Below are 26,597 nucleotides of genomic sequence, written 5' to 3'. Positions count from 1 at the left end.
GCATGCGCCGCTACGTCATCAAACGGCTCGGCCAGGCGGTCGGGGTGCTGTGGGCGGCCTACACGGTCTCGTTCCTGGTGCTGGACTATCTGCCGGGTGACCCGGTCACGGCGATGGCCGGTGCCGGAATGGACTCGGGGCAGGTCGACCCGCAGCAGCTCGCCGCCCTGCGGCACGAGTACGGCTTCGACAAGCCGGTGCTGGTGCAGTACGCCGAGTGCCTCGGCCGGGCGGTGCGCGGGGACTTCGGCGACTCGGTGTCCACCGGCCGCCCGGTCACCTCGACGCTGGCCGACGCCCTGCCTCAGACACTGCAGCTGACCGGCGCGGCACTGCTGCTCGCGGTGGTCCTCGGCGTCGGTCTGGCGGTGCTGGCCACCTACACCGCCCAGCGCTGGCTGCGGCAGCTGCTGCTGTCGCTGCCGCCGCTGGGAGTGTCCGTCCCGACGTTCTGGGTGGGGTTGCTGCTCGTCGAGACGTTCTCCTTTCGGCTGCGCTGGTTCCCCGCGTTCGGCAACGACGGATTCAAGGGGCTGGTACTGCCGGCGCTGACTCTGGCGGTGCCGACCGGTGCGCAGATCGCGCAGGTGCTCGCCAAGAGCCTGCTCACCGCACTGGACCAGGCGTATATGGAGACCGCCCGCGCCAAGGGCGCCGGCCGGTGGCGGGTCCATCTGCGGCACGCGCTGCGCAACGCGTCCCTGCCGGCGCTGACGGTCGTCGGCCTGCTGGTGGGGCAGCTGATCGCCGGTTCGGTCGTCGTCGAGACGGTGTTCTCCCGCGACGGCCTCGGCCGCGTCACCGCGGCGGCGGTCACCGCCCAGGACATCCCGCTGGTCCAGGGGGTGGTGGTGTTCGGGGCGCTGATCTTCGTGACGACGAACCTGGTCATCGACCTGGTCTATCCACTCCTCGACCCCCGGATCGTGGTGACCTCGGACAGAAAGGCGGTCCTCGCATGAGCCAGAACCTTGTCGACGACCCCGCCGAAGCGGCACGGGGACTGGCCCGCCCGGTCGCGGCGGGGCCGGAGCCTGATCCCGGGCGCCGCGTGGACGTACGGCGGCTGCTGCGGTTCGTGGTGCGCCGCCCGGGGCTGCTGCTGTCGGTGGTCGTCCTCGTGCTGGTGGTGCTGGCCTCGTTCTGGCCCGACCTGTTCACCTCGCAGGACCCGCTGAAGGGCGTGCCGTCGCAGAACTTCCGCGGCCCGAGCGGCAGTCACTGGTTCGGCACCGACGAGCTGGGCCGCGATGTGTTCTCGCGGGTCGTCCACGGCGCCCAGCTGTCCCTGAAGGCAACGCTGATCGCCGTGCTGGTCGCGTTCGTGGTCGGCGGGCTGCTGGGGGTGGTCGCCGGGTTCGTGGGCCGCTGGGTGGACGACGTGCTGATGCGCTTCGTCGACGTGCTGCTGTCCATCCCCGCGCTGTTCATGTCCCTGGCCCTGGTCACCGCGCTGGGCTACGGCACGGTGAAGGTGGCGGTCGCGGTCGGCATCGCCAGTGTGGCCGCGTTCGCACGGGTGGCGCGCGCGGAGGTGCTGCGGGTGCGGCAGGCCGTCTTCGTCGAGGCCTCACGCGCCGGCGGAGCGCGCTGGTACTCGGTGCTGGGCCGGCATGTGCTGCCCAATGCGGCGGGCCCGGTGATCGTGCTGGCCACTCTCGACTTCGGCTCCTCCATCCTGGCCGTGTCGGCGCTGAGCTTCCTCGGCTACGGGGCGCCCCCGCCGGCCCCGGAGTGGGGGACGTTGATCTCCGACGGCCGCAACTACCTCGCCAACGCCTGGTGGCTGACCGCGCTGCCCGGGCTGGCGATCGCCACGACCGTACTGGCCACCAACCGCATCGCCCGGGCGCTGGACGGCGAATGGTCCCGGCAGCGATGACCGACGAACGTGAGAACGGTGAGGACGTGACCACACCACTGCTGGAGATACGCGGCCTGTCGGTGTCGTACCGCACCCGGGGCGGCACGGTCGAGGCCGTCCGGGGCGTGGACCTCGACGTGTGGCCGGGACAGGTGACGGCGGTGGTCGGCGAGTCCGGCTCCGGCAAGAGCACGACCGCACACGCGATCACCCGGCTCCTGTCGGCGAACGGCAGCATCGACGCGGGCACCGTCCGCTTCGGCCGGCACGACCTGGCCACCCTGTCGGAGGCGGAACTGCGCACCGTACGCGGAGCGCGGATCGGACTGGTCCCCCAGGATCCGACGGTCTCCCTCAACCCCGTCAAGCGCATCGGCGACCAGGTCGCCGAAGTGCTGCGCATCCATGGTCTCGCAACCCGCCGCTCGGCTCCCGCCGAGGCGATCGCCGTCCTGGACCGGGCCGGACTGCCCGACGCGGCCACCCGGGCCCGGCAGTACCCGCACGAACTGTCCGGCGGCATGCGGCAACGCGCCCTGATCGCCATCGCCATCGCCGCGCAGCCCGAGCTGATCATCGCCGACGAGCCCACCAGCGCGCTCGACGTCACCGTGCAGCGGGTTATCCTCGACCATCTCCAGCACCTCACCGAGGAGTCGGGCACCGCGGTCCTGCTCGTCACCCACGATCTCGGGGTCGCCGCCGACCGGGCGCAGCGGCTGGTCGTGATGTCGCAAGGCAAGGTCGTCGAGGCAGGCCCCACCCATGACATCCTCGCCGACCCGCAGGACGACTACACCCGGCACCTGCTGGCCAGCGCCCCGAGCCTGACCACCGCCCGGCCCCGCACCCCTGTCTCCGTCCCCAAGCCGGATACGGCGCCCCTGGTCGAGGTACGCAACCTGGTCAAGGAGTTCAGGCTGCCCCGCGCTGGGGACGGGCCCCGCACCCTGCGCGCCGTCGACGACGTCAGCTTCACCCTCCACCGAGGCCAGACCCTGGCCCTGGTCGGCGAGTCCGGCTCCGGGAAGTCCACCACCGCCCGCCTGGTGCTCCGCCTCGCCGACGCGACCGCCGGACAGATCCTCTTCGACGGCACCGACGTCACCACCGCCACGGGCGCCCAGGCCAGGCAGCTGCGCCGCCGCGCCCAGCTCGTCTACCAGAACCCCTACGCCTCGCTCGACCCCCGCTACTCCATCGGCGAGGTGATCACCGAGCCGCTCCGCGCCTTCAAGATCGGCGACCGCGCCTCCCGGCGCGCCCGGGCCCGTGATCTGCTCGACCGGGTGGCCCTTCCGGCCTCGACGCTGGAGCGCCGCCCGGCGGAACTGTCCGGCGGGCAGCGGCAGCGAGTGGCGATCGCCCGTGCCCTCGCCCTCTCCCCCGACCTGGTGGTGTGCGACGAGCCGGTCTCCGCGCTCGACGTGTCCGTACAGGCCCAAGTCCTGGACCTACTAGCCGAGTTGCAGGCCGACACGGGGGTGGCGTACCTCTTCATCTCCCACGACCTGGCCGTCGTACGTCAAATCGCGCACCAGGTCGCCGTCATGCGGGCCGGCCGCGTCGTCGAGACAGGCCCGCCAGAGGACCTGTTCACCCGCCCCCGCCACGAGTACACCCGCGAACTGCTCGCGGCGATCCCCGGCGGCCGCGTCCCCACCCCCGCCGCCGAGACCACCACGAGCTGAGGACCACGGTCGCATGAGCACACCCACCATCACCTCACTGGCCCTTCTCACCCCGGGCAACTTCGCCGACGACGACCCGTACACCGGTCTGGAGGAGACACTCCAACTCTTCGAGTACGGCGAACGGCTCGGCTACGACGGCGCCTGGATCCGCCAGCGTCACCTCGAACACGGCGTCGGCTCCGCTGCCGTGTTCCTTGCCGCGGCCGGCCAGCGCACCGAGCGGATCGAGCTGGGCACCGCGGTCATCCCGATCGGCTACGAGAGCCCGTTCCGCCTGGCCGAAGACCTGGCGCTGGCCGATGTACTGTCCCGCGGCCGCCTCCAGGTCGGCTTCAGCACCGGCATGCCACACGCCGACCTGCTCGGCGACCTGGTGTACGACGGCGACTGGCGCGGCTTCGACCTGTCGTACGGCCGGATCGCCCGCCTCGTCGACAACCTGCGCGGCGACTGTCTCGGCGGCCCGGACACGGTCATCCAGTCGCCCGGCAACGTCCAACGCCCACGCCTGCAGCCGCACAACCCCGGTCTGGTGGAGCGGATCTGGTACGGCGGAGGCAGCCTGCGCTCGGTCCGCTGGGCCGCCGAGGCCGGCCTCAACCTGCTGTCCGGCAACATCGTCTCCGGCGAGGACACCGACGACTTCACCACCGCCCAGCTGAACCTGCTCTCCGAGTACCGGCGCAGCCTGGGCGACGACCGGACAGCGGCGCGCGTAGCGCTCGGGCGGGTGATCGTGCCGTTCGACAACGCCGACGCGACCACCCGGGCCCGCTACCGGGAGTACGCGGCCAGTCGACACGAGCGCACCCTGAAGCCGCAGACGGTGGCGGCGCTGGGCGGGAAGCGGATCCTGTTCGCCCCGGACGTGGTCGGCACCGCGGCGCAGATCCTGGAGCAGTTGGCGGACGATCCCGTCCTCGCGCAGGTGTCGGAGCTGCGCCTGGAGCTGCCGTACGAGTTCCACCGCAAGGAGTACGAACAGATCCTCCACGACGTACAGCACCTGATCGCACCCGAGCTGGGCTGGCGCCCCGCTTCCCCAGCGTTTCAGGAGGCGGGCAGGTGAGTCCCGTTCCGGAGCGCCCGGTCGGCCTGGAGGCGCACTCCCGCGAGCCGTCAGCCGCAAGCCACCGCTTCCCTGGCACCGGGGCGTACGAACTACTCACCGCCACCGCCCACTACACAGTGGACCCGAAGGCAGCCGCCAACCGCGCGATCCCCGGGAAAGGCTCTCTGATGCGCCGCGGATACCCGATCGTCTTCGGTGCCTGGCAGGGTGATCTGCTTCCGGGCGACGTCCGGCTGCTGCTCGACCTGCCTGCGGCGAGACGAGGTGCGGAGCCCGTGCGCGGCCTGACGACAGCCGAGTTCATCGTGGAGGAACCCACCGCCTCGCTACCGCTGTCCCGCTGGTCGAGCACCAGGTCCTACCCGGTCAGCGAACGGGCCGCACACCACCCGCCTCACCAGGCGGCGCTATCCGCACAGCACGCCGGAGGAACTCCCCACCGGAACCTGGTGGTTCGCAAGACTGCAGGGCGGCGGAAACGACCTGCGGACCGCGGCCACCGCCGTCGTACCGAGCCGGTGCGAGCTCCACGTCGACGGCGGGTTCCGGCCTGGCTGGATCTACGAACTCACCTACGAGGGCGAGGATCCGCTCGTCCTCGGGCTGGGCCTGGCCGCGGTCCGCGACCTCGTCAGCCATCTGCGCAACGACCCCGCACAACTGGCCGGTCCCGTCGAGTACGCCTACGGATGGGGACGCTCCCAGCGGTCAGGCCGGTGCCGCCGAGGATGCTCAGGTACGCCACGGGAGTCAGCACCGCCCCACTGAACTATGGCGAAACGTGCAACTCGGGCAGCCCCCTCCAGGCCGCCCGCTGCCACGCGTTCGGCTCCCGATCACTCCCCCGTAGCGCCCGCCCGCACCCCCGCCACCCCAACTATGGTGTCCCACCACATACGCCCCTGACCTGCGTCTTCCTACGGTATGGCGACACGTCCCCGTCCCCGCCAACTGTCCGGAAGTGGTACCCATGGCCGAACCGGCATCCGCTCCCCCGCCCGCCTCCAACCTCCGCCGCGTCGTCGCCGCCAGCCTCATCGGCACCACCATCGAGTGGTACGACTTCTTCCTGTACGGATCAGCGGCCGCCCTGGTCTTCAACAAGCTGTTCTTCCCCGAGTCCGAGCCGCTGGTGGGGACCCTCCTGTCCTTCCTCACCTACGCGGTCGGCTTCGCCGCGCGGCCGGTCGGTGCGCTGGTCTTCGGTCACTACGGCGACCGGCTGGGGCGCAAGAAGCTGCTGGTGCTCAGTCTGCTGATGATGGGCGGGGCCACGTTCGCGATCGGGCTGCTGCCGACGCACGCCACCGTCGGCGTCGCCGCTCCCGTCCTGCTCACCGTGCTCCGGCTGGTGCAGGGCTTCGCCCTCGGCGGGGAGTGGGGCGGGGCCGTGCTGCTGGTGTCGGAGCACGGGGATGCGAAGCACCGCGGCTTCTGGGCCTCCTGGCCGCAGACCGGCGCGCCGGCCGGGCAGTTGCTCGCCACCGGGGTGCTCTCCGCGCTCACCGCGCTCACGTCGGACTCGGCGTTCGAGGCGTGGGGCTGGCGCATCCCGTTCCTGCTCTCCGGAGTGCTGGTGATCATCGGTTTGTGGATTCGTCTGTCTGTCGACGAATCACCGTTGTTCAAGGCCGCGCGGGAACAGGCCGAGGAGCGCAGGGCCGCGTCCGGGGCGACGGAGAAGCTGCCGGTCGTGGCCGTGCTGCGGCACCACTGGCGCGACGTGCTGATCGCCATGGGCGCCAGGATGGCGGAGAACATCAGCTACTACGTCATCACGGCGTTCATCCTCGTGTACGCGACGACGGCGGCCGACCTGAGCAAGCAGACGGCGCTCAACGCCGTCCTCGTCGCGTCGGCGATCCACTTCGCCGTCATCCCGCTGTGGGGGGCGCTGTCGGACCGGGTCGGGCGCAGGCCGGTCTACCTGGTCGGCGCGGTCGGGGTGGGGCTGTGGATGTTCCCCTTCTTCGCCCTGATCGACAGTCGCAGCTTCTGGAGCCTGCTGCTCGCCGTCACGGTCGGGCTGTTCTTCCACGGCGCGATGTACGCGCCGCAGGCGGCGTTCTTCTCGGAGCTGTTCGCGACCCGGATGCGGTACTCGGGCGCGTCGATCGGCGCCCAGTTCTCGTCGGTCGCGGCCGGTGCCCCGGCCCCGCTCATCGCCACGGCGCTGCTCGCCGACTACGACAGTTCCACACCGATCGCGCTGTACGTGATCGCCGCCGCACTCATCACCGTGCTGGCCGTGGTCTGTGCCAAGGAGACCCGGGACCGGGATCTGGCGGACGTGGACCCCGGCACCGGACAGGACGCGCCCGCGGAGCGGCCGGCGGACGCCGCACGCAGCGGTGCGTAGCGTCCGCGGCGGAACAGGCGGGTGACGTCTGATCCGCGGCGGTCCTGGGGCCGGGCGGCCGTGCGAAGCCCTCGGCCCCTCCCTCACGTCTGTGGGGCGGTGGCCTCGAACCAGGTGGGACCGTCGGTCATCGACTGCTTGATCCGGAAGAGCGCGAACTCGTGCAGCGGCGGCAGCGCGTCGACGGAGAACCAGCCCACCTCCAGCGACTCGTCGTCGTTGACCCGGGCCGTGCCGCCGGTGGCGCGGCAGCGGAAGGTGACGTCCAGATACTGGCAGCGGTCGCCGTTCTCGTACTGGACGGGCGGCAGGGCCTGGGTGAGCACCACCCGCTCCGCCACGCAGTGCACGGCCGTCTCCTCGTACACCTCGCGCTCCGCCGTCGCCGCGGGCTGCTCCCCGGGCTCGGAGATGCCGCCGATCACCGACCACTTGCCGGTGTCGGCCCGTCGTCCGAGCAGCACTCTGCCTTCGTCGTCGAAGACGACTGCGCTGACGCCGGGCAGCAGCAGCAACTGTTGACCCGCGGTGGCGCGGATGTCACGGATGAAGTCGGGAATGGCCATGCCCTGACCCTACGTGGCGGGCGATCGCGCTCAGCGGGCGCGCCTGGCGCGCACCGCCCGGGCCGTCACCCAGCCGAGGCCGATCACCGCGAGCAGGGCCAGCACTCCCTCCGGGAGCGGGCCCATCCGGGTGGCCGGGGTGAGCGAGGAGCGCAGCGGCACCTCGTCGACCAGGGCGTCCGGCGTGAACATCTTCGTCTTCTGCACGACGGTGCCGTCCGGCCGGATCACCGCGCTGACACCACTGGTGACCGGGACGACCACGGACCGGCTGTGCTCGACCGCGCGCACCCGGGACATCGCGAGCTGCTGGTAGGTCATCTCGCTGCGGCCGAAGGTGGCGTTGTTGCTGGGGACGGCGATCAGCTGGGCGCCGTGTTCGACCGTGTCGCGTACGGCGTCGTCGAAGGCGGCCTCGTAGCAGGTGACCAGTCCGACCGAGGTGCCCGACAGGTCGAAGACGCCGACCTTCTTGCCCGGGCCGAAGTCGCGCTGCACCCGGTCGACGTCCGAGCTGAAGACGCGTGCGACGGAACGCATCGGCATGTACTCGCCGAACGGCTGGATGTGACGCTTGTCGTACGTGTCCACGGGGCCCTTGTCCGGGTCCCACTGGATGAGGGTGTTGCGCAGCTTGCCCGTGTCGGGCTCGACGACCGCGCCGACCACGGTCGGCACACCGATCGCCTTCACCGCGTCGTCGATGACGATCCTCGCGTCCGCGTTGCGGTAGGGGTCGAGGTCGGAGGAGTTCTCGGGCCACAGGACGAAGTCGGGCTGGGGGACCTTGCCCGCCTTCACGTCCCGGGCGAGTTGCTCGGTGCGGTTGGCGTGGTTGTCCAGGACGGCGCGGCGCTGGGAGTTGAAGTCGAGTCCGAGCCGCGGCACGTTGCCCTGGATCGCGGCGACGGTCGCGGTGCCGTCCTCGGCGGAGTCGTCCACCAGCGGCAGCGCCGCGAGTGCGGCGGCCACGGGCACGAGGACGGTCGCGGCCACCGCGACGACGGCTCCACGGGGCAGTTCACCGGTGGTGCGGTGGACGCGGAGGCTGCGGACCGCCTCGAAGAGGCCGAAACCGCAGAGCACCACCGCGAAGGAGAGGAGCGGGGTACCGCCGAGGGCCGCGAGCGGCAGGAACACGCTGTCGGCCTGCCCGAAGGCGATCTTGCCCCAGGGGAAGCCGCCGAACGGCACCCTGGCCCGTACCGCCTCGTCGAGCGTCCAGACCGCGGCCGCCCAGACCGGCCGGCAGGGGAGGCGGGAGACGGCGGAGATGCCGACGCAGCCCACGGCGATGAACAGCGCCTCGGCTGCGGCGAGGGCCAGCCACGGCACCGGGCCGACCTCTTCGCCCGTCCAGTGCAGCAGCGGCAGCATGAAGCCGAGCCCGGCGAGCAGGCCGAGGCCGAACGCGGCGCGGAACCTGCGCTCGAAGAGCACCCAGCCGAGCAGGGCGAACCCGGGCAGAACCAGCCACCACAGCGGCCGGGGCGGGAAACTCGCGTACAGCAGGACCCCGGAGAGCACGGCGGCGCCAGGCCGTGCCAGACGCGGCAGCAGACGGCCGGCTCGGGGGGCGGAGTCAGGCTTCTGCGGGTCGCCTACCTGGGCGATGGTGGTGCTCACCCGGCGGAGTCTACGGTGGCGGGCCGAGATGGGGGGAGCCCCTTCCCGGTGGCGGAATCCATACCGCCGGATCGTTTCTTCGCATCTTCTGCACACATGACCGCTGTGGCCGATAACCTGTGCGCCAGTCCCCCGCCGACCGGGCCGCATCCGGCCCTCGCGAACGGGACGGTCACAGGCCGGGGGACGGACGTGATGGCTCCATCAGCAGAGCGGGTGTCCGAGGGCGGCAACGCGTCCGACGCCGCCGGGGCACTGATCCTCGCCGCGTGTGCGATCTGGTCGCTGATCAGCGCGGCGGGCCGGGAGACCCGGCCCGAAGGGGTGCTGCTCGCGCTGCTCGCCGTCGCCGCGGGTTTCGCCTGCGGACGCATCTGCGGGACGCTGCTGCCGGTGGCCACCGCGACCGTCGCCGCCCTGGCCGCCCTGGTCCTGGCGCTCGTCTCGCGTCGCGGCATGCCCGGCGCCACGACCACCGTGGACACCGCTCCGGGACACACCGGCGCGGCCGTCGCACTCCTGGTCCTGGCGGCCGGCGCGGCCTGCTGCGCGGCGGCCGCGACCCGGCGGGCGTCGCTGCGTCTCACCCTGCGGCTGCTGGCTCTCGGCACGGCCTGCGCCTCGCTCGGGCTCGGCTCCGTCGCCGGCTTCGTGGCGGCGACGGGTGTGCTGCTGTGCTCCCTCGCTGCCGCCAGGATGCGGAGCCGGCTGCTCGGTCTCGTCGGTCTCGCGCTGGCCGCCGGTCTGATGGTCGGCCTCTCGTGGGCGGTGGCCGTCAACGTCCTGCCCGACGGGCTCGCGGTCTCCCTGGAGGGCGGGCTGACCGGCAACCGGGTGCGGCTGTGGCAGGACGCCGCACGGCTGGCCGGGGAGCACCCCGTCCTGGGTATCGGGCCCGACCGCTTCGCCGAGCTGAGCCCCACGGCCCAGCAGACGCTCGGGTCGGACGGCAAACCGCACTCGGCCGCGCTGCAGCAGGCTGCCGAGCAGGGGGTGGTGGGTGTGGTGCTGCTGGGAGCCGCGTTCGGCTGGCTCCTGTACGTGCTGTGGCGCTCGCCGCGCAGCACCGCGATCGCGCTGACCGCCGGAGCGGCGCTCACGGCTCTGGCGGCGCTGGCGAGCGTCGGCAACGCGCTGAGCTTCACTCCGGTGACGGCGGGCGCGGGGCTGCTCGCCGGGCTCGCCTCGGCCAGACGGCCGATCGAGGCCGGTGGGACCGCGGGCGGCGGTACGCGGCGGGCTCCACGCGGTGAGGACGGCGTGCCCGGACTCGGTCCGCGGGCCGACCGGGCCGGGCTGTGACCCGCGCCCGGGGGTGGCCGGCCACGTCCCGGACGGGGGTCAGGCGTCGGCCGGTGCGCCGGTGGACGGCAGGTGCAGGCGGTCGCGGATGAACCGGGCGCCTTCCTCCGCGTCGTCGACCGTGACCGTGAAGGTCCTGCCGTCGCCGAGCCTGAGCACCAGGCCCTCGCCCCGGCGCACGACCACGGCCGTGCCCTGTTCGGGGCGCCAGCGGTAGCCCCAGCCGCCCCACTGGCGCGGGGTGACCTGGGGGGCGAACTCCGCGCCCACCACATGGGTGAGCAGGATCCTGCGGCGCGGCAGTCCCATGTGGCCGCAGCGCACTTCCAGGGCGTCGCCGTCGACGCGGACCGCGACGTTCACGAAGGCGAGGGTGCCGAAGAGCATGAGCAGCCCGGCCGCCACACAGCCGATCACCGACGCCAGCAGCGCGGCGATGCCCGAGGTCCAGGTGGAGCTGACGGCGAGCTGGATGCCGAGCGCCAGACAGGCGGCGCCGGCGGCCGCGAGCACCCACTGGGCCCGGTTGGTGGCCCGGCCGGTCCAGACCGCGGTGTGGGTGGCGGCACCGGTACGCGACGGTTCACGGGAGTGGTCCCTCATGGCAAGCAGCGTACTGAAGAATGCGCGCGAGGGGATGGGTCCGAAGGCCCCTGTCGGGCCGCCGGACGGTCAGCGGGCGGAGCTCACGGCGGCGAGCCGGCGCCCTTCTTCGTAGGCCAGCGCGGCTTGTGGCAGCTCGGACAGGTGTCCTCCGAGGAGTACGGCAAGTCCGGCGGACGGTTCGGCCGACGGAGCGGGCTCGGCTCCGATCCGGCGCAGTGCCTGGGCGGCGACGGCGCCGGCGGAGCCGTGCAGGACGACGGGCGGACGGCCGGGCTGCTGCACGACGTCACGGATCCGTTCGGCGACCAGCTCGTAATGGGTGCAGCCCAGCACGACGGCCCGCACGTCGGGCGGGGTGAGGGCGGCTGCCGCGGCCAGGGCCTTCTCGATGCCGGCCTCGTCCGCGTCCTGCACGGCGTCGGCCAGACCGGGGCAGGGAACCTCGGTGACGGCCGCGGACCCGCCGAAGTCGCGGATCAGCCCGCGCTGGTACGGGCTGCCGGTGGTGAGCGGGGTGGCCCAGATCGCGACCGGGCCGCCGGCCGCGGCGGCCGGCTTGATCGCGGGGACGGTGCCGATGACCGGCAGCGCGGGCTCCAGCTCCGCCCGCAGCGCGGCCAGGGCGCGCACGGAGGCCGTGTTGCAGGCGACGATCAGCGCGTCGGGCCGGTGTTCCGCGGCGGCCCGGGCGACCGCGAGGGCGCGTGCCGTGACGTCTTCGGGCGTCCGGGGGCCCCAGGGCATGCTGGCGGGGTCCGACGAGAGCACCAGATCGGCGTCCGGCCTCAGCCGGCGTACTGCGGCGGCGGCGGCGAGCAGGCCGATTCCGGAGTCCATGAGCGCGATCTTCACCCGGTCACCATAGTCGACCGCTCTTGCGGTCCCCGCTCAGTGGGGCAGACTTCGGCCAATGAGCGCCGTTGCCTGGATCGCCGTGGGTTCGCTTGTCGCGTGGGTGTGGCTGCTGCTGGGGCAGGGATTCTTCTGGCGGACCGACCAGCGGCTGCCGAGCCGCGCGGCCCCGGCGCCCTGGCCCTCGGTCGCCATCGTCGTGCCCGCGCGTGACGAGGCCGACATGCTCCCGGTGAGTCTGCCGTCGCTGCTGGCGCAGGACTATCCGGGGCACGCCGAGATCTTCCTGGTCGACGACTGCAGCAAGGACGGGACGGGCGATATCGCCCGTGAGCTGTCCGTACGGTGCGCGGGGCTGCCGGTCACCGTGGTGTCCCCCGGGGAGCCCGAACCCGGCTGGACGGGCAAGCTCTGGGCCGTCCGGCACGGGATCGCGCTGGCCCGGTCCCGCGATCCCGATTACCTGCTGCTCACGGACGCCGACATCGCGCACGAGCCGGACAGTCTGCGGACGCTGGTGGCGGCCGCCGGAGCGGGCGGTTTCGATCTGGTCTCGCAGATGGCGCGGCTGCGGGTGGAGAGCGTCTGGGAGCGGCTGGTGGTGCCGGCCTTCGTCTACTTCTTCTCGCAGCTCTATCCGTTCCGGTGGGTGAACCGGGCGGGGACGCGGACAGCGGCCGCCGCGGGCGGCTGCGTGCTGCTGCGGACCGAGGCCGCTGTGCGGGCACGGGTGCCCGAGTCGATCCGGCAGGCGGTGATCGACGACGTGTCCCTGGCACGGGCGGTGCAGCGCAGCGGCGGACGGATCTGGCTGGGCCTCGCGGAACGGGTGGACAGTGTGCGGCCGTATCCGCGCCTGGCCGATCTGTGGCGCATGGTCTCGCGGAGCGCGTACGCCCAGCTGCGGCACAGCCCGCCGGTGCTGCTCGGCACGGTGCTCGGCCTCGCGGTCATCTACCTGGCGCCGCCCGTGACCCTCGTCGCGGGGCTGTGGGAGGGCGATGCGCCGGCCGCCTGGGCCGGGGGCGCGGCGTGGGCCGTGATGGCCGGGACGTACATGCCCATGCTGGGGTACTACCGGCAGTCGCTGTGGCTCGCCCCGCTGCTGCCGTTCACCGCGCTGCTGTATCTGCTGATGACGGTCGATTCCGCGGTGCAGCACTACCGCGGCCGCGGTGCGGCCTGGAAGGGGCGTACGTACGCCCGTCCCGAGGCCGCACCGGATCAGTGACCGGCGTGCGGGCTCACTTGCGGCCGGGGGTCCAGTTCATGCCCCAGCCGTAGGCCTGGTCGATGGTGCGCTGCGGGCTCACGCCACGCTGCGGCACGAGGTAGCGGGCCTCGCGCTGCACGGTGAGGTCGCCCCCGTTGTTGGTGAGGAGCGCGAGCGCGCAGACCGTCGAGGGGACGGTGCATTCGTCGAGCGAGAAGTCGATCGCCGCGCCGTGCTGGGGCTGGAGGGTGACGGTGGCGTGCAGATCCGCGAAACTCCGGGCCCCTTCGTAGATGGTGACGAAGATCAGGACACGGCGGATCCTGGCCTTCTGGTCGAGGTTGATCGTGAGGTTCTCGCCGGAGGCGACGGCGCCCGTCCGGTCGTCGCCGTCGAGCTGGATGTAGGGCGGCTGATGGACAGCGCCGAAGGCGTTGCCGAGGGCCTGCACCACTCCCTTGCGGCCGTCGGTCAATTCGTAGAGGGCGCAGAGATCGAGATCGAGGTCCGCGTGCTGGGCGACGGCCCTGCCGAGCTTGCTGCCCCACCCCTTGAACCGCTTGCGCACTTCCCAGTTGAGGTTGACGCGCATGGCTCCGGAGGTGCCGCCCTGTTTGGCGAGGGAGACGGAGGGCGCCTCCTTCGTGAGCGTCACCTTGGTGAGGCGCACGGGCTGGGTCACGGGCGGCGCCGGAGGGGCGGGAGGGACCGGCGGGGCCATCGGGGCGGCGAGCGTCGGCTGGGCGTGCGGCGGCAGAGGCTGCGTGGGGGCGACCCGCGTTGCCGGGCTGGGCGGTTGGGGCGGCGGAGGTGTGTGAGGCTGAGGCGCCCGCGGGGGCTGCTGCGGTTCGTCGACGGAGATCCCGAAGTCCGTGGCGAGCCCTTCGAGCCCGGTCCCGTAACCCTGGCCGACCGCCCGGAACTTCCAGGAACCCTGGCGTCGGTAGAGCTCGCCGAGGATGAAGGCGGTCTCGACCGTGGCGTCGGTGCTGTCGAAGCGTGCCAGTTCCGAGCCGTTCGCCGCGTCCGTGATCCGTACGTAGAGCCCGCTCACCCGGCCGAACGGACCGCCGTCCGCGGAGGCCGCCAGCACCACGCGGTCGATGGCCGGCTCCACCCGGGCCAGGTCGACGGCGAGCGTGTCGGTGGCCGCGCCGGCAGCGGTCCGCTTGCCCTCGTGGCGCACCGCTCCGGATGCGTGGGCGGGCTGGTTGTAGAAGACGAAGTCCGCGTCGCTGCGCACCTTTCCGGAACCGAGGAGAAGGAGCGCCGAGGCGTCCACGTCCGGTGTCCCGGGGACGGTGTGCCATCCCAGTTCGACGCGTACGGCCTGGGCCGCCACTGGAACATTGGTGCCTTTAAGCATGGTCATGCTCGCCCCCATCGCGAGTCCGGCTGCCGGGACTTGTCCCGGTCAACCTAACGCCCCTCCCGTCACGGAGCCCACCATCGTGGTGGGGCGGGCCCATGGGTCCGCCGGGCCCGCGCCCGGGGCGGGCCGGCCATCAGGAGACCGTGGCGGCCGGCGGGTTCCAGGGGCGGGTGCGGGACACCGCGCTGGAGACGCCGTAGTCCTTCTTGAGGTGTTCGGGAATGGCGTAGTGCATGACGCGTCCGCGGGTGAGGGAGGACAGTTCGAGGACGGTGGTGAGATGGCCGAGGCGGTCCAGGGCCCAGGCGCCGAGCGGGGAGCGGTCCTCGATGGTCTCCAGGACACCGAGAAGGTGGGGCACGGCCCTGACCACGGTGTCCCAGGGCGTGCGGGGCACCGCGAGCCAGTCGGCGCAGGTGTCTCCGACGAGGTGGCGGATGAGGGCCGGGACGAGGGGATCGAAGAGGGTGCCGGGCACCACCTCCTCGTAGAGGTCGATGAGCTGACGGGTCAGATGCACACCCTCGGCGGAGGGCCCCATGTGCCGGACCATGTACCGGTCGAGAAACCGGCGGGCCTCGTCGAGGTCCTGGGGAACGGCGTCCTGGTCGACGCCGAGCATGGCGCCGACCACGCGCCAGGCGTAGTAGTAGGCTTCCGCGCCTTCCGCCGACATGTGGATGCCCAGGCGGTGCAGGCTGTCCAGCACGAGCAGCGAGAAGAACATCTGCCCGCCGATCATGTCCTCCTGGCAGATCGGTGTTCCGAGCGCGTCGGCGTCCCACCGGTTCTCACGTGTGAGGTGGTGGCGGATGGAGGCGTGCAGCAGGCGGACCTTCTGGGCTGCGGGGATGAAGCGGCTTCCGGTCTCGAAGGCATCGGGCTGCATCAGGTAGACGGTGAACTGGCCGGTCTCCGCCATCCGTTTGGACGGGTACTTCAGCCCGTGGCTCGCCGAGAGGAGCTTCGCCACGTGCGGGACGACGTAGCAGGCGGGCATGGCGGCGAAGGAGAGGGCGGTGGAGATGTGCACATTGTTGTCGATGAAGAACAGCCGGGCCTTCTCCATCACCTCCCAGTCCACCCAGGCCGGCGGGACGCGGGTGGACTCGAGGTACTCGCGCGCGACGTCCGGCAGCCCCTCCGGCAGGGGAGCACCGGCGGTGGAGACGTAACGCATCAGGGTGTTGAACGTGCCGGCCTCACCGCGTTCGAAGAGTGCGGCGACGGTGGCGTCGGCGAGTTCGTCCCCGACGTGGCGCAGGGCGGCCATCGATGCCTCGGTGCAGGTCATGGCACTCCTTCTTATGACGGATCGGCTGCGGCGGGAAGAAGACCGGTGGGACAGGGGGCTGCGTCGCACCGGCACTCAGTCAGGTCAGGCGGACCGCTGCCGAGTGCGTCAGCGCGGTCAGCGCGGCGGCGGCGTGCGCCGGGACGTCCAGATCGTGGAGGGCTCGGAGGGCTTCCTCGACGCGTGCGCCGATCATGTCCTCGACGCGTGCGGGCGTCTTCAGCCGGCGCATCACGTCGCGGACGGTGTCCAGCGCCTCTGCGTCCAGGTCCGGCCTGCCCAGCAGGGTGCTCAGCAGCTCCCGCTCGCCGTCGCCGGCAGCCCGCCACGTCTCCGCCAGCAGGGCGGTGGGCCGCTGCCCGCGGATGTCGTCGACGTTCGCCTTGCCGGTGCTCCCGGGGTCCCCGAACAGACCGAGCAGGTCGTCCCGGAGCTGGAACGCCTCGCCCAGGGGGAGCCCGTACAGGGAATAACCCTCGCGCAGCCGGACGCCCGCCCCGGCCAGGGCGCCGCCGATCAGCAGGGGCTGCTCGACCGTGTACTTGGCGGTCTTGTAGCGGATCACCTTCAGCGACACCGCGGTGTCCGGGCGGTCTCCGGTACGAAGGAGCTCCAGGCACTCCCCTGCGATGAGGTCGCGGGCCATCACCGACCACAGCGGGCGGGCCCGGGCGAGGTACGCGGCGGGCAGACCGCTGGTGGCGAACAGCTGCCCGGCCAGCGCCATCAGCAGGTCTCCCACCAGCATGGCCAGCGACCGCGCGGTGGCGTCGGCGTCCGGGCGCCGGGCCAGTGCGCCACGCAGGCCGACGTGGGCCGTGGGCCGCCCGTGCCGCAGGGGACTGTCGTCGATGAGGTCGTCGTGCACGACGGCGGCGGCGTGCACCAGTTCCATGGACGCCGCCGCCCGCACCAGCGCGTCGCTGTCGGGCTGACCCGCCGCACGCCATCCCCAGTAGCAGAAGGCCGCCCGCAGCCGCTTGCCCTCCGCGACCGCTGCCTCCAACTGCCCGGCCACCGCGCCGAGAAGCGGATCGATCGCCGCGAACTCGTCGGCCTCCTGCGCGACGAACCGGTGCAGTACCTCGTCGACGCGGCCCTTGAAGCCCGCCGGCTCCCACCGGTCAGACGCCATCGTCGGCCCTCCGCGCCAGGGTGTGCCGGGCAAGGATCTCCAGGTGGGCCGGCGGTACGGCCGCGTACCGGTCGAGGGCCAGCCGCCCCCGCGCCATGAGATCGCGCTCGGCCTCCGCCGCCAGTTCCGCGGCGTCCGAGCGGCGCAGCAGACCGCGCATCGCCCCCAGGGCCTGCCCGATCGTACTCACCGCCAGATCGGCCAGGCCGGCTGCCACGAGCAGCGCCGCCCCGTCCCGGTCCTCGTCCTGTCCCGCCTGTCGGGTCATGTCATCCCCCACCCGTTGTGGACGCCGGCCGGCGTCGTCACCCTCCGCCCTTGCGAGCATCGCCGCGCGCCGGGCACGAAAGCGGAAGAACTCACGATCGAGTGATCACATCGCTCGATCGTGCGGATCACCGCCCCGGTGGTCCCGCACCCGTACGTCCGCCGCTCGCGTGCCGGGGGCACCCCGCGCGGATCAGGAGCGAATTAGCTCATGCGTTCGATTCACGTAGACTGGGCACATGGCGACGCACCAGCTCCAGGGATCCCTCTTCGACCAGAGCGACGAGGTGCGCCTGGGCTCGCTGGACGGGATCCGCAGGACGGTCCTCGGCGACGGAGCGTGGATCGACCTGCTGCCGGGCTGGCTCAGCGGCGCGGGGGTCCTGTTCGAACGACTGGCCACGGACGTCCCGTGGAAGGCGGAACGCCGGCAGATGTACGAAAGAGTCGTGGACGTGCCCCGGCTGCTGGCCTTCTACCGGGCCGGCGAACCCCTGCCGCACCCCGTCCTCGACGAGGCACGCCGGGCCCTCTCCGCCCACTACCGCGCCGAGCTCGGGGAGGCGTTCACGACGGCCGGGCTGTGCCTCTACCGCGACGGGCGCGACAGTGTGGCCTGGCACGGCGACCGCATCGGCCGGGGCGCCGACGAGGACACGATGGTCGCCATCCTCTCCGTCGGCACACCCCGCGATCTATTGCTGCGGCCCCGCCAGGGCGGCAAGGCGGTCCGCCACCCCCTGGGACACGGCGACCTGATCGTGATGGGCGGTTCCTGCCAGCGGACGTGGGAGCACGCCGTCCCCAAGTCGGCCCGGTCCGCCGGAGGACGTATCAGCATCCAGTTCCGGCCGCACGGAGTGCAGTAGCGACCGGCCTCCGGGATGCCGAACGGCACCCGGCGGAGCCGGCGCGGGCACTGTACCGGGTCACCGCCCGTCCGCCCCTCGGCCCTCGGCCCTCGGCCCGACGACCGACGCGCGGCGGCCACCCGGAGCGCGCTCGCGAGCGGGTACGGACCACTGGAGCCCCCTGCCCCGCCCACCCGGTCGACCGCCGGCGCCGCGCGCGGGCCCGAGCCCTGTGCCACCTCCCGGCGGAAACATGTCGTGCGCGACCCCTTGACCGCTGCGGCACCGAGGTTCACAGTACTCGTTAATGCGCATTAGTAATACGCATTAACGAACCGGAGGAACGCCGTGGAAGAACCCAAGCAGCGAGCCCGGCCGGGCCGTACGCCCTCCCCCGCAGGCCGGACGTCCCGGCCTCGCCAGGCCGAGGTCGCACGACTGGCCGGGGTCTCGCAGGCCACGGTCTCGCTGGTGCTCGGGGCGCGCAAACAGGGCGCCACGATCTCCGAGGAGACCCGGCAAAAGGTGCTCGACGCGGTGCGTACGCTCGGCTACGTCCCCGATCCGGCGGCCAGCAGGCTGGCGGCCGCGCGCAACAACCTGCTCGGGGTGTTCAGTTTCACCTCCACGTTCCCCACCGACGTGCAGCACTCGTACTACCCGTTCCTCGTGGGCGTCGAGCAGGAGGCCGCGGCCCGCGGCTACGACCTGGTGCTCTTCACCGGTTCCAGCACGGGTGGCGCCGGAGCCGCCGGGCCGCACGCGCTCAACCGGGTGCGGCTCGCCGACGGCTGTCTGTTCCTCGGCCGCCACGCGCCCGCCGACGAGCTCCTGCGGCTGGTCGCCGACGGCTTCCCCGTGGTCCACCTGGGCCGCAGGGACGAGCTGGAGGGGCTCGCCTGGGTCGGCGCCGACTACGTCAGCGCCAGCCAGGAGGTCGTGGCGCATCTCGCTTCCCTCGGACACCGGCGCATCGTGCTCGTACGCGAGGACGACGACGCCCCGGCATCCACCGACCGTGAGCACGGCTTCCTCAAGGGCCTGGAGGAGGCGGGGCTGCCCGGCGGTCCCGGGGCCGTCTTCCGTTCCGCAGATCCGGAGCGCGAGCTCACCGCGGAGCGGCTGCGCGGCTGGCTCGACGACGGGGTGACCGCGTTCGTCGCGGAGGAGACCGACACCGGCGACGCCTGGCGGGCCCTGCACGGCACCGCGCACTTCGCCGGGATCGACTGCCCGCGCGACGCCTCGCTCGCCGTGCTCGGCAGCCCCCCGCCCGATCTGGCGGACGGCCCGTCCCCCACCGGATTCGACATCCCCCGGCCGCAGTTGGGGGCGGCCGCCGTGCGCATGCTCGCCGCTCTGGTGGCCGGGGAGGATGCGACGGAACCGCTCGTGGCCTGCACCTTCCGCCCCGGTTCGACGGCGGGCCCGCCCCCCTCCCGGCTCTGACCCCCCGCACCACCGCACCGAGCACCCCAGCACTTCAAGGAGAACCGTGACATCCGAACCCGACATCCTCATCGTGGGCGCCGGTCTCGGCGGCGTCGCCGCCGCCCTCGCCGCCTGCCGGGCGGGGCGCACCGTCGTCCTCACCGAGGAGACGGACTGGATCGGCGGCCAGCTCACTTCCCAGGCGGTCCCGCCGGACGAGCACCCATGGGTGGAGGAGTTCGGGACCACCGCCTCCTACCGCGCCCTGCGCGAGGCCATCAGGGACCACTACCGCCGCTGGTACCCGCTGCGTGCCGAGGCCCTGGCCCTCACCGGCCTCAACCCCGGGGCGGGACGCGTCAGCAAGCTGTGCCACGAGCCGCGCGTCGCCCTCGCCGTCCTGGAGGCGATGCTCGCGCCGCACCGTTCCTCCGGCCGGCTGACGCTGCTGACCGAGCACCGGCCGGTCGCCGCCGAGGCGGGCGACGACGACACCGTGCGGTCCGTCACGCTGGAGGACGTCCGCGGCGGCGAGCGCCTCACGATCGGCGCCCGTTACGTCCTCGACGCCACCGAGACGGGCGAGCTGCTCGAACTCGCCGGGGTGGAGCACGTGATCGGCGCGGAGGCACGGAGCGAATTCGACGAACCGCATGCCCCCACGGAGGCCCAGCCCCTCAACCAGCAGGGGATCACGGTGTGTTTCGCACTCTCCCACCACGAGGGCGAGGACCACACCATCGAGCGGCCGGCCGACTACGACTTCTGGCGCACCTACCAGCCGGACTTCTGGCCGGGCCCGCTGCTCGGCTTCCTCGCCCCCGACCCCCGCAGCCTGGAAGCCGTGCCGCGTACGTTCGTCCCCAACCCGGACCTCGACCCGCTCGACGTCAACGCCGACCAGTCGGCCGACGCGGGCGACAAGGAACTGTTCGGCTTCCGCCGCATCCTGGCGCGCAAGCTGCACCGGCCCGGGGCCTTCGACTCCGACATCACCCTGGTCAACTGGCCGCTCAACGACTACTGGCTGAAGCCCCTGATCGGCGCCGGCGAGGAGACCTCGGCCGCCGCGCTCGCCGAGGCCCGCCAGCTCTCCCTGTCGGTGCTGTACTGGCTCCAGACCGAGGCGCCGCGCGCGGACGGCGGCCAGGGATTCCCGGGGCTGCGGCTGCGCCCCGACATCACCGGCACGCCCGACGGGCTCGCCAAGGCTCCGTACGTCCGCGAGTCGCGCCGCATCAAGGCGGTCACCACCGTCACCGAGCACGACGTGTCCATCGACATCGTCGGACCGTACGGCGGCACCCGGTACCGGGACTCCGTCGGCGTCGGCAACTACCGCATCGACCTGCACCCCTCGACCGGCGGCGACAACTACATCGACATCGGTTCGGTGCCGTTCGAGATCCCCCTGGGCGCGCTGATCCCGCGCCGGGTCCGCAATCTGCTGCCCGCCGGCAAGAACATCGGCACCACCCACATCACCAACGGCTGCTACCGGCTCCACCCGGTGGAATGGAACATCGGCGAGGTCGCCGGCTCCCTCGCGGCGCACTGTGTCGCCGAGGGCGTCGAGCCGCACCGGGTCCAGGCCGAGGACAAGCGGTTCGACGCGTTCGCACGGCTGCTGGACCGCGAAGGCGTCCAGCGCCACTGGCCCGACGTACGCGGCTACTGACCCACCCGTGGGCGGCGCCCGCCGCCCGCACGACTCCACCGCTTCACCGCACGGCCCCACGGGGCGCGGCGGAGCGCCGGACGGGCGCAGCTCCACCTGTACCCGCCCGGCCCAGGGTTCCGGTCCCGTGACGACGACCGGCCCCTGCCGCCCTCGCCCTGCCCACCCGCACAAGGAGGTGCCCAGCCATGAACACCCACCGCATCCGCGTCGGCATCGACGTGGGCGGAACCTTCACCGATGCCGTGGCCGTCGACGCCACGACCCTGCGCTTGCTGGGGCAGGTGAAGGTTCCCACCAGCCACCAGCACGAGGACGGCGTCGCCCACGGCATCGTCGAAGCTCTCGACCGCCTGCTGGAGCAGACCGGCCACACCCCGCAGGACGTGACGTTCCTCGCCCACGGCACCACACAGGCTACCAACGCCCTGCTGGAGGGCGATGTCGCCACGGTCGGCCTCATCGGCATCGGCGCAGGTCCGAGCGCGGCACTCACCCGTCGGCTGGCCGCCTTCCGCAAATTGGAGCTCACCCCGGGCAAGCGGCTCCCGCTCGTCTACGGGCATGTCGCCGACCCGGAGGACGCGCCCGCCGTGCGCGAGGCGCTGCAGGCGGTCGTGCGGGAGGGCGCCGAAGTGGTCGTCGCCAGCCAGCCGTTCAGCGTCGACCGCCCCGAAGGTGAGGACGCCGTCGCCGCCGCCGCCGGTGAACTCGGACTGCCGACGACCGCCGCGCACGACATCACCTCGCTGTACGGGCTCCACAAGCGGACCCGGACCGCCGTGGTGAACGCCGCGATCCTGCCGCGCATGCTCGCCACGGCCGACCTGGTCGACGCCTCCGTCACCAAAGCGGGTGTCAGCGCGCCGCTGATGGTGATGCGCTGCGACGGCGGCGTGATGTCGCTGGACGAGATGCGACGCAGACCGCTGCTGACCGTGCTGTCGGGACCGGCGGCCGGGGTCGCCGGAGCGCTCATGCAGGAGCGCATCAGCGAGGGTCTGTTCCTGGAGACCGGCGGAACGTCCACGGACATCAGTGTCGTGCGGCGGGGCAAGGTCGCCGTCCGGCACGCCACGATGCTCGGCCGGACCTCGTACCTGTCGGCGCTCGACGTGCGGACCGTCGGGGTCGGCGGCGGGTCGATGGTCCGGGTCGCGGGCGGCAAGGTCACCGGGGTCGGACCGCGCAGTGCGCACATCGCGGGCCTGGCGTACGCCTGCTTCGCGCGTGCGGAGGACCTGCGCGGCGCCGAGGTCGCCATGATCCGCCCGATGGCGGACGACCCGGCCGACTACGCGGTGATCGATGCCGCGGGCGGGCGCTTCGCGCTCACCATGACCTGTGCGGCCAACGCCCTGGGCCGGGTGCCGGACGGGGACTTCGCGCAGTGCGACCGGGCCGTGGCCGAAGCCGCGATCGCGCCCCTGGCCGCCCTGCTCGGTACGGATGTCGCCACGGCGGCGACGATGATCCTGGACGCGGGCACCGGCCAGGTCAAGGCGGTGGTCGACACGATGATGCGCGACTACCGCCTGGACAAGGACACCGCGGTGCTCGTCGGCGGGGGCGGTGGCGCCGCGTCCGTCACCCCCCACCTCGCGGCCGTCACCGGCCAGGAGGGCAGGATCGCCCGGCACAGCGAGGTGATCAGCCCCATCGGTGTGGCCCTCGCCCTCATCCGGGAGCAGGTCGAGCGCATCATCCCGGGGGCCGGCCAGGAGCAGATACTCGGCGTGCGCGCCGAGGCCGAGGCCGCCGTCGTCGCCCAGGGCGCCGCCGCCGACGGCGTGGAGGTGGAGGTCACCGTCGATCCGCAGACCAGCACCGTGCGGGCCGTCGCGACCGGCGCCACCGAACTGCGTACGCAGGACCGTGCCCACCGGGCCGACGAGGCGGACCGGCTGCGCGCCGCGGCCGTCAGCCTCAGGACCGACCCGGCGTCGGTGCGGGTGCTCGCGGGCACCCCCGCCCACACCGTGTACGGCACCGACGTGCACCGCCGGTTCCGCCCGGACCGCCACCCGGTGCGCGTCGTCGACGCGGACGGCGTCGTACGGCTCCACGCCCCCGATGCCCGGGTCGAGACCACCACCGTGGGCCGGGCGCCCGAGGTTCTGGCCGGTCTGGTGAAGGAGGCGACGTCGTACGGCGACGGCGGGGTCCGCGCCCCCGCGCTGCGGCTGCTGCTCGGCTCCCGGATAGCCGACCTGTCCGGGGTGCTGGAGCCGCAGCCGCTGCTCGCACTCGCCCGCAGCGAACTGCGCGCCCGCGCCGCGGACGAACCGGTCGTCGCCGTCCTGGAGGTGCGGTCATGACGGCCGCCCTGCTCGACCGGGCCGCGCTCGCGGCGATCGGGGCACTCGCGGCGTGTGACGACGTCGAGTTCGGTGTACGGCTGCTGGCGAACACGCCCACGCACGAGAGCCGTGACCCGGAACTCCTGCGCCACTGGGCGCGTACGGCCGACGCGTTCGGTTCGACGCTCGCCGCCGCACCGTCCACGGCCCGGACCGTGGAGAGCGACGGTGGTCTGGAGAAGGGCCTGCTCGCCCGCTACACCTCCCGTCCGGTCCCGACCGTCGAACTGTTCACCGACACCCTGGCCCTCGCCGAGGAACTGACCGAGCTGCTCGGCTGGCGCCACTGGTTCCCGGCCGGCTCGGTACGGGCGGCGGCGATCGCCCACGAGGCGGTGCACGAGCGACTGCACCACGGGCCGGCGAAGAGGGAACTGAAACGGGCCCTGAACCACGTGGTGCTGCGCGCGGGGCGTCACACCCTGTACGGCCATGTCGCCGGGGCCGACGAGATCGCCGCCCATGCCCACGCCCGCGCCGCCTGCGGCCTGGGACGCAGCCCGCTCCTGCTCACGGCCGCCCTGGCCACCGCGGCCGAGCCGCGGCACGGATCCCCGCACGGAAGAGAGAAGTAACGCCATGGGCGTCGTCATCCTCCTCGTCATGGCGGCCGGTGTCGCCGCGATGCTCACCCGCAGGCTCCCCACCGCCTTCGCGCTCGTCGTCCTCGGCGTCGTCATCGCCTTCCTCGCGGGCGCCCCGCTGACCGGCGAGAACAGCGTCCTGGACACGGTCGTGCAGGGCGGCGCGCCGATGCTCGCCGCCACGATGATCGCGATCCTGCTCGGTTCCTGGCTGGGCAAGCTCCTCGACGAGACCGGTATCGCGGGCACCCTCGTCCGCAAGATCGTCGAGTTCGGCGGGGACCGGCCGGTCGTGGTCGCCCTCGGCGTCCTCGCCGTCTCCACCCTCGTCGGTACGGTCACCGGCTCCGCCCCCGCGGCGATGCTGGCCGGCATCATCGGCATCCCCGCCATGATCGCCGTCGGCATCCCCAAGGTCACCGCGGCCGGAACGATCCTGATGGGCATCGCCGCCGGCATGCCCTTCGAACTGCCCATCTGGCAGTTCTTCTCCACCGCGCTCGAACTTCCGGTCGACACGGTGCGCGGCTTCATGATGAAGCTGTTCCCGTTCGCGCTGGCGGCTGCCGTCCTGTTCGTGCTCATCGAGACCCGGCGGCGCGGTGTGGAGCACTCCTGGTCGCTCCGGTCGGCTTCCGCGAAACCCGCGTCCCGGCGCAAGGAGCTCGGCGACGCACCGTGGTACGCGCTGCTCACCCCGCTCGTTCCGCTGATCCTGGCCCTCGGCTTCGAGGTGGCGATCCTGCCCTCGATGCTGGCCGGTGTCCTGTACGCGCTGGTCACGACCACACGGCCGCGCGACATGAACAAGCGGCTGCTGCGTACGCTCTACGGCGCGTTCGAAGTCGCGGCGGCACCGATCGTGCTGTTCATCGCCATCGGCATCCTCCTCGCCGCGGTGAAGCTGCCCGGCGCGGTGGAGTCCCTGGAGCCGCTGGTGAAGGCCGTCAGCCCGCAGAACCCGGTGCTGTTCGTCCTGGTGTTCACCCTGCTCGTGCCGCTCTGTCTGTACCGGGGGCCGCTGAACGTCTACGGGCTCGGCGCGGGCATCGCCGGTGTCCTCATCGCCGCGGGCATCTACCCGGCCATCGCGGTCCTCGGTCTCGCCACCTCGTACAACCAGGTGTTCGGGGTGGCGGACCCGACCAGTACGCAGACCGTCTGGAGCGCGCAGTACGCCGGGGTGACGCCGCAGCGGGTGATGCTGCGGACCCTGCCGTACGTCTGGGCCGTCGCCCTCGGCGGGTTCTGCGTGACCGCCGCCAGTTATCTGTGACCTTTCACCCCGGTCATCTGTGATCGCTCACTCCTCGGGACGGAGCACGACATGACCCAGCACGACCACGAGCACGGAGCACACTCCCCCGGCCCCCGGACCACGTCCGGTCCGCGCCGGCCGAGCCGCAGGATCTTCCTGCGGGGCGCGGTCGCCGGGGCCGCCGCCACCACGGGAATCATCGCCACCGGCGCTGTCCCCGGCAGTGCCGCCGCGGCCCCGGGCCCCGCGAAGGAAGGGGTCGTCGCCGCGGCCCCCGGCGGATTCCCCGACTACCGCTACGTCCGTACGCTTCTGACGCCTTCCCAGCTGAAGTACAACCCCACCGGCGAGATCATCTTTCCGTGCATTCGAGGTGTCTACGACAAGCTGCCGAATCCGCTGGGCCGTTACTACCTCTACTACGGTCCGCACGACGCCCCCGGGGGCATCTGCCTGGCCTACGGCGACTCACTGGAGGGGCCGTTCACCGAATACCCGGCCAATCCGATCGTCTCCCACAACTGGCAGCCGTACTACGAGGTCAGCCATGTCGCCTCCCCGCACGTCCTGTGGAACCAGGACGTCAAGGAACTCTGGCTCTACTTCCACGGCGAGAACGGCACGACGCGCCTCGCCCGCTCCGCGGACGGCATCACCTTCACGTACGACAAGGTGGTGCTCACCACGGCGATGATGCCGACGGGCAGCACGGAAACCTCCTACGCCCGCGTCTTCCGGCACGACCTGCCCTCGCGCGGCGCGCGCTACGTGATGCTCTTCATGCTCAACAACCGGTCCAACCACCGTGACATCGCGTGGGGCTGGTCGAAGGACGGCCGGGACTGGGCATTCGACCAGCAGCCGCTGGTACGCCACACCGACGTCGGGGCGGACAACATCGGAGGCCCTCACCTCCTGAGCCGGAACGGGAGCACCTACGTCGTCTACAACACCGACAAGGGGAGCGGCGGCAATCTGCTGATCACCGAGGTCGGCGACGATTTCACCCGCCGCGACCACCTCGGCCTCTTCTACGACTCGGGCAGCGCCGCACCGGAGAACGGCCGCAGCGCCTCACCGAGCTTCGGGACGGACCACGGAGTGCCCTACATGGTCTACGAGGCGGGCGAGCGGCTCCAGGGCTCGATCGCCGTCGCCCGCGGCTGACAGGCCGCCGCCAGGGCGCCGGACCGGGGGTGCGGCGCACGACGCG

Annotated in this window: 22 protein-coding genes; 14 read left to right on the top strand and 8 right to left on the bottom strand. The window is 72.4% G+C overall.

Going from position 1 to position 26,597, the window contains the following annotated elements; translation table 11 throughout:
* The first annotated feature begins 2 nt into the window (after window positions 1-2).
* The 5 genes from ABZ454_RS16245 (at window position 3) to ABZ454_RS16225 (ending at window position 6,989) form a co-directional block, all read left to right on the top strand.
* Window positions 3-962 carry an ABC transporter permease gene (locus ABZ454_RS16245; protein ID WP_359538466.1) on the top strand — a complete coding sequence of 320 codons (960 nt, stop codon included), beginning with the start codon at window positions 3-5 and terminating at the stop codon, window positions 960-962.
* On the top strand, window positions 959-1,882 hold the full coding sequence (locus ABZ454_RS16240) for an ABC transporter permease (RefSeq protein WP_359538464.1): 924 nt from the start codon (window positions 959-961) through the stop codon (window positions 1,880-1,882). Before ABZ454_RS16245 ends, ABZ454_RS16240 begins: the two co-directional genes overlap by 4 nt.
* Window positions 1,879-3,555, top strand: a complete 1,677-nt coding sequence (locus ABZ454_RS16235) for an ABC transporter ATP-binding protein (RefSeq protein WP_359538462.1) — start codon at window positions 1,879-1,881, stop codon at window positions 3,553-3,555. Before ABZ454_RS16240 ends, ABZ454_RS16235 begins: the two co-directional genes overlap by 4 nt.
* A 13-nt stretch (window positions 3,556-3,568) precedes the next feature.
* Window positions 3,569-4,627 carry an LLM class flavin-dependent oxidoreductase gene (locus ABZ454_RS16230; protein ID WP_359538460.1) on the top strand — a complete coding sequence of 353 codons (1,059 nt, stop codon included), beginning with the start codon at window positions 3,569-3,571 and terminating at the stop codon, window positions 4,625-4,627.
* A gap of 973 nt (window positions 4,628-5,600) precedes the next feature.
* Entirely contained in the window at window positions 5,601-6,989 is a 1,389-nt protein-coding gene (locus ABZ454_RS16225) for an MFS transporter (RefSeq protein ID WP_359538459.1), read from the top strand.
* Between the two features lie 83 nt (window positions 6,990-7,072).
* On the opposite strand, the gene ABZ454_RS16220 is transcribed toward ABZ454_RS16225, so the two are convergent.
* The gene (locus ABZ454_RS16220; protein WP_356315782.1) at window positions 7,073-7,555 is read right to left on the bottom strand and encodes an NUDIX domain-containing protein; all 483 of its coding nucleotides are present in this window, start codon (window positions 7,553-7,555) and stop codon (window positions 7,073-7,075) included.
* A 30-nt stretch (window positions 7,556-7,585) separates the two neighbouring features.
* Window positions 7,586-9,181 (bottom strand): apolipoprotein N-acyltransferase, encoded by a 1,596-nt coding sequence (gene lnt / locus ABZ454_RS16215; protein WP_359538457.1) that lies wholly within the window; start codon window positions 9,179-9,181, stop codon window positions 7,586-7,588.
* A gap of 195 nt (window positions 9,182-9,376) precedes the next feature.
* On the opposite strand from lnt, the gene ABZ454_RS16210 reads away from it, so the two are divergent.
* Window positions 9,377-10,483, top strand: a complete 1,107-nt coding sequence (locus tag ABZ454_RS16210; protein WP_359538455.1) for an O-antigen ligase family protein — start codon at window positions 9,377-9,379, stop codon at window positions 10,481-10,483.
* Between the two features lie 39 nt (window positions 10,484-10,522).
* On the opposite strand, the gene ABZ454_RS16205 is transcribed toward ABZ454_RS16210, so the two are convergent.
* Window positions 10,523-11,086, bottom strand: coding sequence for a hypothetical protein (locus tag ABZ454_RS16205; protein ID WP_359538453.1), 564 nt, complete (start codon window positions 11,084-11,086; stop codon window positions 10,523-10,525).
* 69 nt (window positions 11,087-11,155) lie between these two features.
* On the bottom strand, window positions 11,156-11,941 hold the full coding sequence (locus ABZ454_RS16200) for an aspartate/glutamate racemase family protein (protein WP_359538452.1): 786 nt from the start codon (window positions 11,939-11,941) through the stop codon (window positions 11,156-11,158).
* Window positions 11,942-11,999: 58 nt separating this feature from the next.
* Here ABZ454_RS16200 and ABZ454_RS16195 point away from each other — a divergent pair, with 58 nt between their 5' ends.
* Complete coding sequence (locus ABZ454_RS16195) at window positions 12,000-13,172, top strand: glycosyltransferase (protein ID WP_359538450.1); 1,173 nt, start codon at window positions 12,000-12,002, stop codon at window positions 13,170-13,172.
* Window positions 13,173-13,185: 13 nt separating this feature from the next.
* Here the strand turns inward: ABZ454_RS16195 and ABZ454_RS16190 are convergent, their stop codons facing one another.
* From ABZ454_RS16190 to ABZ454_RS16175, 4 genes are all read right to left on the bottom strand, one after another.
* The gene (locus ABZ454_RS16190; RefSeq protein WP_359538449.1) at window positions 13,186-14,538 is read right to left on the bottom strand and encodes a TerD family protein; all 1,353 of its coding nucleotides are present in this window, start codon (window positions 14,536-14,538) and stop codon (window positions 13,186-13,188) included.
* A 121-nt stretch (window positions 14,539-14,659) separates the two neighbouring features.
* Window positions 14,660-15,820 (bottom strand): oxygenase MpaB family protein, encoded by a 1,161-nt coding sequence (locus tag ABZ454_RS16185; protein ID WP_359538447.1) that lies wholly within the window; start codon window positions 15,818-15,820, stop codon window positions 14,660-14,662.
* Window positions 15,821-15,899: 79 nt separating this feature from the next.
* A complete protein-coding gene (locus ABZ454_RS16180) occupies window positions 15,900-16,955 on the bottom strand; it encodes a polyprenyl synthetase family protein (RefSeq protein ID WP_359538445.1) in 1,056 nt (351 codons plus the stop codon).
* Window positions 16,945-17,223, bottom strand: coding sequence for a polyprenyl synthetase (locus ABZ454_RS16175; protein ID WP_359538443.1), 279 nt, complete (start codon window positions 17,221-17,223; stop codon window positions 16,945-16,947). The genes ABZ454_RS16180 and ABZ454_RS16175 overlap by 11 nt, the downstream gene beginning before the upstream one ends.
* Before the next feature lie 238 nt (window positions 17,224-17,461).
* On the opposite strand from ABZ454_RS16175, the gene ABZ454_RS16170 reads away from it, so the two are divergent.
* The 7 genes from ABZ454_RS16170 to ABZ454_RS16140 all read left to right on the top strand — a co-directional run bounded on the left by ABZ454_RS16170 (window position 17,462) and on the right by ABZ454_RS16140 (window position 26,551).
* Entirely contained in the window at window positions 17,462-18,091 is a 630-nt protein-coding gene (locus ABZ454_RS16170) for an alpha-ketoglutarate-dependent dioxygenase AlkB (RefSeq protein WP_359538441.1), read from the top strand.
* Between the two features lie 330 nt (window positions 18,092-18,421).
* Window positions 18,422-19,522, top strand: coding sequence for a LacI family DNA-binding transcriptional regulator (locus ABZ454_RS16165; RefSeq protein WP_359538439.1), 1,101 nt, complete (start codon window positions 18,422-18,424; stop codon window positions 19,520-19,522).
* Window positions 19,523-19,568: 46 nt separating this feature from the next.
* On the top strand, window positions 19,569-21,182 hold the full coding sequence (locus tag ABZ454_RS16160) for an FAD-dependent oxidoreductase (protein ID WP_356315757.1): 1,614 nt from the start codon (window positions 19,569-19,571) through the stop codon (window positions 21,180-21,182).
* A gap of 188 nt (window positions 21,183-21,370) precedes the next feature.
* Window positions 21,371-23,500 (top strand): hydantoinase/oxoprolinase family protein, encoded by a 2,130-nt coding sequence (locus ABZ454_RS16155; protein ID WP_359538436.1) that lies wholly within the window; start codon window positions 21,371-21,373, stop codon window positions 23,498-23,500.
* Complete coding sequence (locus ABZ454_RS16150; RefSeq protein WP_359538435.1) at window positions 23,497-24,117, top strand: hypothetical protein; 621 nt, start codon at window positions 23,497-23,499, stop codon at window positions 24,115-24,117. Before ABZ454_RS16155 ends, ABZ454_RS16150 begins: the two co-directional genes overlap by 4 nt.
* A 4-nt stretch (window positions 24,118-24,121) precedes the next feature.
* Window positions 24,122-25,402 (top strand): TRAP transporter large permease subunit, encoded by a 1,281-nt coding sequence (locus ABZ454_RS16145; RefSeq protein WP_359538433.1) that lies wholly within the window; start codon window positions 24,122-24,124, stop codon window positions 25,400-25,402.
* A 51-nt stretch (window positions 25,403-25,453) separates the two neighbouring features.
* A complete protein-coding gene (locus tag ABZ454_RS16140; RefSeq protein ID WP_359538431.1) occupies window positions 25,454-26,551 on the top strand; it encodes a hypothetical protein in 1,098 nt (365 codons plus the stop codon).
* Window positions 26,552-26,597: the final 46 nt, after the last annotated feature.

The organism is Streptomyces sp. NPDC005803, assembly GCF_040630435.1.
Classification (GTDB): domain Bacteria; phylum Actinomycetota; class Actinomycetes; order Streptomycetales; family Streptomycetaceae; genus Streptomyces.
The sequence above is the reverse complement of the archived record's forward strand: the minus strand, read 5'-3'. Positions and strand labels throughout refer to the sequence as shown.